Annotated in this window: 5 protein-coding genes and 1 pseudogene; 4 read left to right on the top strand and 2 right to left on the bottom strand. The window is 44.0% G+C overall.

Annotated elements, in window-relative coordinates:
• Positions 1–285, bottom strand: a 285-nt coding sequence (locus HP456_RS16145) for a TetR/AcrR family transcriptional regulator (RefSeq protein WP_172252934.1), incomplete at its 3' end; no start/stop codon positions are given.
• Between the two features lie 158 nt (positions 286–443).
• Here HP456_RS16145 and HP456_RS16150 point away from each other — a divergent pair.
• From HP456_RS16150 to HP456_RS16160, 3 genes are all read left to right on the top strand, one after another.
• Complete coding sequence (locus HP456_RS16150; RefSeq protein ID WP_172252936.1) at positions 444–3,581, top strand: efflux RND transporter permease subunit; 3,138 nt, start codon at positions 444–446, stop codon at positions 3,579–3,581.
• 411 nt (positions 3,582–3,992) lie between these two features.
• Positions 3,993–5,321: an oligosaccharide flippase family protein gene (locus HP456_RS16155; RefSeq protein ID WP_172252938.1), complete on the top strand. Its 1,329-nt coding sequence runs from the start codon at positions 3,993–3,995 to the stop codon at positions 5,319–5,321.
• A gap of 124 nt (positions 5,322–5,445) precedes the next feature.
• The gene (locus tag HP456_RS16160) at positions 5,446–7,308 is read left to right on the top strand and encodes a cation:proton antiporter (protein ID WP_172252940.1); all 1,863 of its coding nucleotides are present in this window, start codon (positions 5,446–5,448) and stop codon (positions 7,306–7,308) included.
• 87 nt (positions 7,309–7,395) lie between these two features.
• Here the strand turns inward: HP456_RS16160 and HP456_RS16165 are convergent, their stop codons facing one another.
• Positions 7,396–7,536 carry a hypothetical protein gene (locus HP456_RS16165; RefSeq protein WP_172252942.1) on the bottom strand — a complete coding sequence of 47 codons (141 nt, stop codon included), beginning with the start codon at positions 7,534–7,536 and terminating at the stop codon, positions 7,396–7,398.
• 288 nt (positions 7,537–7,824) lie between these two features.
• Here HP456_RS16165 and HP456_RS16170 point away from each other — a divergent pair.
• Positions 7,825–8,360: pseudogene (locus HP456_RS16170) on the top strand (M3 family oligoendopeptidase); the annotation flags it as partial.

Consider the following 8,360-nt stretch of genomic DNA (forward strand, 5'->3'; position numbering starts at 1 on the left):
TTTATGGTTCCAGACCTCCACAAGCTGATATTCCAGCTGTTTGCGGAACTTTTCATAAGGCGGCAAATCTTCTTTTTCGATAAGATCAATTTTTTCTCTGATCATCTTAAAATAGTATTTCATGATTGCCAGCAGCAGGGCTTCTTTCGATTTGAAATATAAGTAAAAAGCGCCCTTGGAAATATCGCATTCATTGACGATTTCCTGTACAGAGGTCGCATTGAAACCTTTACTGGCAAATAACTTTATGGATGTTTCAATAATTAACTTCTCTTTTTCCTTCATGTTTTTCGCTCCTCGATTACTCCATGACTATATTATGACCGATTGGTCACAAAAAATAAACCCTTATTTCCTAGTAAGTATTGACTGTTGACTGTACGGTCAGTTATATTAAGGTATGTTATGACTAGTCAGTCAGATATAGAAGGGATGAATAGAGAGTGAACAGTATAATCAACTTTGTACTCAAGAATAAGTTTGCCGTTTGGCTGATGACGCTCATCGTCATTGTGGCAGGCTTATATTCAGGATTTAATATGAAGCTTGAAACGCTTCCGAACATCAACGTGCCCGTCGTCAGTGTGACGACAGTATATCCAGGCGGAACACCTGAAGATGTCGCAGATAAGGTATCAGAACCGATAGAGAAACGTCTGCAAAACTTAGATGGTGTGAATGTTGTTAGTTCAACATCGTACCAAAATGCTTCTTCCGTGCAAATTGAATATAAATTTTCCAAAGATATGGATGAAGCGAAAACAGAAGTAGAAGAGGCTTTGTCCGGGATTTCATTCCCCGAAGGAGTAAATGACCCCGATGTGACGAGAATCAGTATGAACGCATTCCCTGTCATTGCCTTGAGTGTAGCGGATGATGAACAATCGCTCGCTCAATTGACTTCGACAGTAGAAGAAACCATCATTCCTGGACTGGAAGGTCTTGACGGTGTAGCTTCAGTTCAAGTCTCCGGGCAGGAGATCCAGGAGGCCAAGCTCGTATTCGACCAGGAAAAGCTGGCGCAATATGGTCTTAGTGAAGAGACTGTCAAAAATATGATCAAAGGATCTGACGTAACGGCTCCACTGGGTCTGTACACATTCAGTGACAGTCAGAAGTCAGTCCTGATCGATGGGAATATTTCCAGTATGGAAGATTTAAAGGGAATAAAGATTCCAGTGACCCCGTCTGGCGGAGAAGAAATGAATCCAACTCAAGGCGGTCAAGATGCGCAGGCTCCACAAACTTCTCCTCAGCAAACTGTACCCGCTGATGTGAAAATCCCAACGGTAGAGTTAGGAGAGCTTGCAGAGATCGAGATGACTGGTAAAGCAGAATCGGTTTCAAGAACCAATGGAAAAGAATCCATCGGACTGCAAATCGTGAAAGCTGCAGATGCCAATACAGTCGATGTCGTAAACGCAGTTAAAGATGAAGTGAAAACATTCGAAGATGACTTGAATAATATCGAAATCACTTCTACTTTCGATCAGGGGGAACCGATTGAGGAGTCCGTCAGCACGATGCTGAATAAAGCACTGTTCGGTGCTGTGTTTGCGGTCATCATCATCCTACTGTTCTTACGTGATATTAAATCGACGATCATTTCGGTCATTTCGATTCCATTATCACTTCTAATCGCAATCTTATTGTTGAATCAAATGGACATCACACTGAATATCATGACGCTTGGTGCCATGACGGTAGCCATCGGGCGTGTCATCGATGATTCCATTGTCGTAGTGGAGAACATTTACCGAAGAATGTCACTGAAAGGTGAATTGCTGAGAGGGAAAGAATTGATTCGCGAAGCGACGAAGGAAATGTTCCGTCCGATCCTGTCCTCAACAATCGTTACAATCGCCGTGTTCCTTCCGTTAGGATTGGTCCAAGGTATGGTCGGTGAATTATTCCTTCCATTCGCCTTAACGATTGTATTTGCCCTGTTAGCGTCACTCCTTGTAGCAGTGACGATCGTGCCGATGCTTGCCCATTCAATGTTTAAAAAAGGCGCTGGCAAAAAGCATGAGGAAAAGCCAAGCAGACTGGCAAATTGGTATAAAGGAGTACTGAACTGGACGCTGAATCATAAAATCATCACCTCGCTCCTTGCAGTTGCGATGCTGGTGGGAAGCTTGTTCCTCGTTCCTCTTATCGGTGTGAGTTTCATACCTTCCGATGAAGAAAAAATGATCATGGCGACGTATAAACCGGAGCCCGGTCAAACGAAAGAAGAAGTCATCCAAATCGCTGGTGACGCAGAGGAATATTTAGAAGGACGTAAAGGAACAGAAACTATCCAGTATTCAGTAGGTGGAGAAAACCCGATGAATCCGGGCAGCACCAGTGATGCGATCTTCTTCATTGAATACAGCGATGATACAGAAAACTTTGCTGAAGAAAAAGAAACAGTCATTAAAGATCTGCAAGAACAAACAGGAATAGGCGAGTGGGCACAGCAGGACTTCTCTGCTAGTGCAGGAAGCAATGAAATCGTTGTGTATGTATACGGTGACACTCTTGAGGAAATTGAACCCGTCGTGAATGATGTACAGGATAAAATGAAAGACATCAAAGATGTTAAAAAAGTAGACTCGAGTATCTCTGAATCTTACGATGAATATTCGCTTGTTGCGGATCAGAAGAAATTGAGCCAGTACGGATTAACTGCCGGCCAAATTGCGATGGAACTTGGTCAGACACGTGAGCGTCCAGTACTGACGACGATCGAAAAAGACGGGGAAGATGTAAATGTCTATCTTGATGTTGAAAAAGAAGAATATGAAAACATTGAGGACTTAACAGGCAAAACAATTCAATCACCGCTTGGAATGGAAGTGGCGATTGAAGATGTCGTGAAAGTTGAAGAAGGGGAAACAGCGGATACCGTTTCAAGACGTGACGGCAAGGTGTATGCCCAAGTCAGCGGTGAATTGAGTTCAAGCGATGTGTCAAAAGCTTCTGCTGACATCCAAAAGGATATCGAAGAACTCGACCTGCCATCTGGCATCGAAGTGAATATGGGTGGGGTAACAGAGGATATCCAGGAATCATTCACGCAATTAGGTCTTGCGATGCTCGCAGCGATTGCGATCGTTTACCTGATCCTTGTCATTACATTCGGCGGCGGTCTTGCTCCGTTTGCGATTCTGTTCTCACTTCCATTTACAATTTCAGGAGCGCTTGTCGCCCTGCTGATTGCCGGTGAAACGATTAGTATCTCATCCATGATCGGTGCATTGATGCTGATTGGTATCGTTGTAACGAACGCAATCGTGTTAATCGACCGTGTCATTCATAAGGAGAATGAAGGGCTGTCCACACGTGAAGCACTGCTCGAAGCAGGAGCTACCCGTTTGCGTCCGATCCTGATGACAGCAATCGCAACAGTCGGAGCATTGTTCCCATTGGCGCTCGGCTTAGAAGGCGGCGGTCTGATTTCGAAAGGATTGGGTGTCACGGTTATCGGCGGATTGACAAGTTCTACGTTATTGACACTTGTTGTGGTGCCGATCGTATATGAAGTCATGATGAAGATCAAAGCGAAAATGACACGCAGGAAAGTGAAAAAAGAGATGTAATAATGAAGGCAGCCCCTGGAATCAGGGGCTGCCTTTTGTTGTGGAGGCAGAGTGGTGCGTTTGGCAGGGGAGAGTGGAGTTTAGAGTAGTTCAGGTACAAATCGGTTACGTGTACCGGGTACAGATTTGGTTATATGTACCGGGTACAGATTTGGTTATATGTACCTGGTGCAAATTGGTTAGAGTGTATCAGGTACAAATTCGGTCAGATGTACCAGGTACAAAATAGAGCCAGGCTCACAGTAATCATTCTGAGTCAGTCACAAAACATTGAGTTTGGCCAGTCACGAATAATCGAATCCGAACCAGGCACCAATCAAGGCACCAATCAAATCCTCAAAACCCAAAAAACATATTCCCGGGACAACCATCATAGAATAAATCATCTCATTTGAAGGTGGTCCGGGATCTATGAGTTTGTTTCTAAAGGGCACGCTGGTGCTTGTGATAACAGCATTTTTTGGTGAAGTGGTCGAGTTTATGATCAATATGATCCTGGCTCGTGAACTGGGGGAAGCGGGTCTTGGTACATATATGTCGATTTTACCGACAGTTTTTTTAGTTGTCATCCTTTCGAGCATGGAACTGCCGATCAGTTTATCGAAGTTCATTGCTGAAAAAGATGAAAAGCACCACAGGGGGATGCTGCAGTATGTGTTCAGATTTGCAGTACTGACGACAATCATCCTTTTGATTGTGATGCTATTTGTATACATGTGGACTCCGTTGTTTGAAGGGATTCACACGGGTATCCGCTGGCTGATTTTGGCTGTGATTCCGATTGTGGCCTTTACTTCAATTGTAAGAGGATATTTTATGGGGGTTCAGGAGATGCGGAAGATTGCCATCGCTAATTTCCTGCGTAAAGGTATTCAGCTTGTCCTGCTCGTGTCTATCTATCAATTTTTGTCTTTCAGCAGTGATACGTCCATTTTCATTGCCTTATGTACACTGGTCGCCAGTGAAGCTGTTGTTTTTATTTATCTGATTCAGGCTTATATTCTTAATCGAAAGGGTAAAAGGAAGAAAGGCATCGCTCACGATCCTTTATCGAAGGGTGAAATGAGGAAGTCGATCTTGTCTGTGTCTGTTCCGACGACCGTTCTCAGAATCTTTCATGCATTCACTCATGCTGTCCAGCCTTTCTTAATCAAGCTGGCCCTGGTTCATGCAGGGATGGGTGCGGTCGAAGCGAATGAACACTTTGGGATGATGGCAGGTATAGCACTGACCATCGGCTTCTTTCCTTCCTTTATCGCTTTTTCGTTATTAATCGTCCTGATTCCGACGATTTCTGAGAAAGTGTCGGCTAAGGATACCGAGGGGATATTACAGCATTTGAAGCAGGTGATGTGGATCACATTTGGATACGGTGTCCCTGCAGTCGTCATTTATTATCTTCTGGGAGAGTACATCACCACAACATTTTTTCACTCTGTCACCTCGGCCTATTACCTGAAGCTGTTGTGGCCGTATTTCTTCTTTCATTTCCTGGTGCTGCCGCTGCAGGCTTTCCTGATTGGCCTCGGGCTTGTGAAAGATGCGCTGCTTCATACGGTTTGGGCAAGCATATTCTCGTTCAGCCTGATTTACATACTTGGATCGAAGCCGGAGTTCGGAATGAGCGGCGTGATCATCGGGTTAAATGCTGGCGCGGTGTTAAGTGCGCTGCTTCACTATATGACGATTTGCAGGGAATTGGAAACGACTATTTGGTTAAAATCATTGGTGAAAATGTAAACTAAAAATAGATAGAAGCTCCTTATCTTTTGCAACGGCCGTTCATACCGATTATCATGTTTCCTAAACGGAATTCCATATTACAGTAGAAAATGCTGCTGATTATACATCAAAGGAGTACGCCATGATTGATTCTATATTATTTAATTTAATGCTGATCGGTGTTTTGGGCATTGCGTCACAATGGGTGGCATGGAGGTTCAGACTTCCTGCAATCGTAATAATGTCCATAGCCGGTCTGCTGGTTGGTCCGATATTAGGTCTGATCGATCCGAAAGACGATTTTGGAGAAATGTTCAAACCGATTGTTTCATTGGCTGTTGCCATTATTTTATTTGAAGGAAGCCTGAATCTTGATTTTAGGGAAGTAAGGGGACTGGGAAAGCCTGTATTTCGTATCGTTACGTTCGGTGCTTTGCTTGCCTGGATTCTTGGTTCGCTCGGCGCCCATTTTGTAGCTGGATTAACATGGCCGGTTGCTTTTGTCATCGGTGGTCTTTTTATCGTGACCGGCCCGACGGTCATCCTTCCGCTGCTGAGGCAGGCTAAATTGAAACCGCGACCTGCGGCCATTTTAAAGTGGGAAGGGATCGTTGTCGATCCTTTTGGTGCACTGCTGGCAGTATTTGCGTTTGAGATCATCAACTTTTTCATGAGTGACGATGTCACTGCCGTTTCCCTCCTTCTCTTTTTTGCAGCATCCCTGTTTGCGGTTGCGTTTGGATGGCTGTTAGGAAGGTTTACTGGATTCATTTATGAAAGAGGACATGTTCCTGAATTTTTGAAGTCTCCGGTTGTATTTGTATTGGTGCTTGCGAGTTTCGCGATATCGGATCAAATCATGCACGAAACTGGTTTGCTGGCTGTAACGGTGATGGGTATGACCCTTGCGAATATGCATATATCCTCAATCGATGATATGCGTCATTTCAAAGAGAACATATCCGTACTGTTGATTTCCACCATCTTTGTGATGCTGACAGCCGCCTTATCTGTTGACGTATTATTGAAAATCTTTAATTGGAATATCATTGCTTTCGTCCTTCTCATGTTATTTGTGGTCCGGCCGTTATCGATTTGGCTGTCCACAATAGGGACGGATCTCTCGAATAAAGAGAAACTGCTCGTCGGCTGGGTCGCCCCTCGTGGTATTGTCGCACTGACGGTTTCGAGTTACTTTGCATCAGTGCTTCTTGAAAAAGGATTTGAAGATGCATCGATTTTGACGTCATTGACATTTGCCCTTGTATTTTCGACTGTGGTAGCTCACGGTTTCTCAATTAAATGGCTTGCCAAGAAGCTTGATCTTGCCATTGATGAGCGGCCGGGAGTCGTCATTGTCGGCGGCAGCAGTTTCAGCACGGAACTGGCCAAAACTCTGCAGGAGCTGAAGGTCTCAGTATTGATTGCTGATTCTTCATGGCAGCGTTTGATCACTGTACGCAAAGCCGGGGTCCCTTTTTACAAAGGCGAGATTCTTTCAGAGCAGACCGAATATTATCTGGATTTGACCCCTTACGAATACATGATTGCCGCAACCGAATTAGACTCTTATAATGCCCTTGTCTGTACAACGTTCATTCCAGAAATAGGAAGAAACAACCTTTTCCAGCTCAGCCTCCGCAGTCAGCGTGATGATGATTTGGAAGATATGGTCCATACCATCGGCGGGAGGATCCTCTTCCAGGAAAATGTGACTTGGGAAGAATTGAATAAGAGAATTGAAAGAGGAGACGTCTTAAGAAAGACAAGCATTACCGACAAGTATACCTTTGAAACGTATCTTGAAGAACGCAATGAAAATACACTATTTATATTCGCCCTCAAGCCTTCTGGACGAATTGAGTTCTTTACTGAAGGGGCTTCCCCTAAGGTGGAACAGGGAGATGTTGTCGTAAGTCTTACGCAGCGTTGTAAGGAATATAATAAGATTAAAGAAAAGCTTGCTGTCGAGCGTGAAAAAAACGGGGACATGAAAGAAGGATAGGAGGCAGGGCAGGACAATATGGAATATCCAAATTTAAGCGCCGGATCAGCCGGCGCTTTTGTTAAGAGGCGGCTAAGGCAGTCAGCCTCATTTTTTATTGGCGTACTGCTGTGCGAGAAGCTGTTTCACCTGATTATAAGTCAATCCTGACTCTTTGTTCAGGCGCATTACCTCATCAATATCCGTTCCCGCAGTACTTAGATTTTTACCAATTTGGCTCTTTCCCATATAAAAAACACCCCCTGAAGATTAATGTCGTCAGAAGGAGTGATTCTATACTTCCACTTGCTAAATGATTGCTGTTAAGTGCTCCTGACAGGTGAAAAGGGGTAATAAACATAGACGAAATGGTCATTGTATAACATAAAAATATTCATTTTTTACATACTATTTCAACTAATGAAACCGGGAAAAGTTTTTAGAGAGTCGAAATATCTAGTAATTTGTTGAAGGATTCAGGCTGGAAATCGAGAATTTATGTAAGAAAGGCATAAAGATAATCTTTAGGGGGCAATTATGGACACTACATATTCTGATGTATGGGATCTGGATGTATTTTTTGATGGCGGAAGCGAATCAAAGGAATTCAGGAAACATCTTGAAACATTGAAACAAAAGAAAACACATTTTGAAGAGAATGCACTGGCCTTTCACCCTCCGCTGTCAGGGAGTGATGCGGATCTTGTGTGGAATCTGATTGAAGAAGCAAAGGATGTCATGCTGTATCTCCGTCAGGCGGGGGCATTTGTGAGCTGTCTGGAAGCGCAGAACATGCATGACCGGAAAGCGGATGAACTGAGGGGGGAAATCACAAGCATCAGCGCGGACTTCTCTTCTGTCTTCACAAAGTTTCAGCAGCAGCTTTCTGAAAGCTCTGAAGAAGTTTGGAATGACCTGCTTCAGCACGAACAGTTAAAGGAAATCACGTTTGTGTTGGATGAATGGAGAAAAAAGGCGAAAGACAAACTATCAAGCACGGAAGAATCGATGATCGGTGCACTCGCAGTGGACGGCTATCATGGCTGGGGGCAGATGTATGACACAATCGTAGG

Origin of the sequence: Bacillus haikouensis (assembly GCF_013179555.1) — a bacterium.
GTDB classification, from domain to species: domain Bacteria; phylum Bacillota; class Bacilli; order Bacillales; family Bacillaceae_B; genus Rossellomorea; species Rossellomorea haikouensis_A.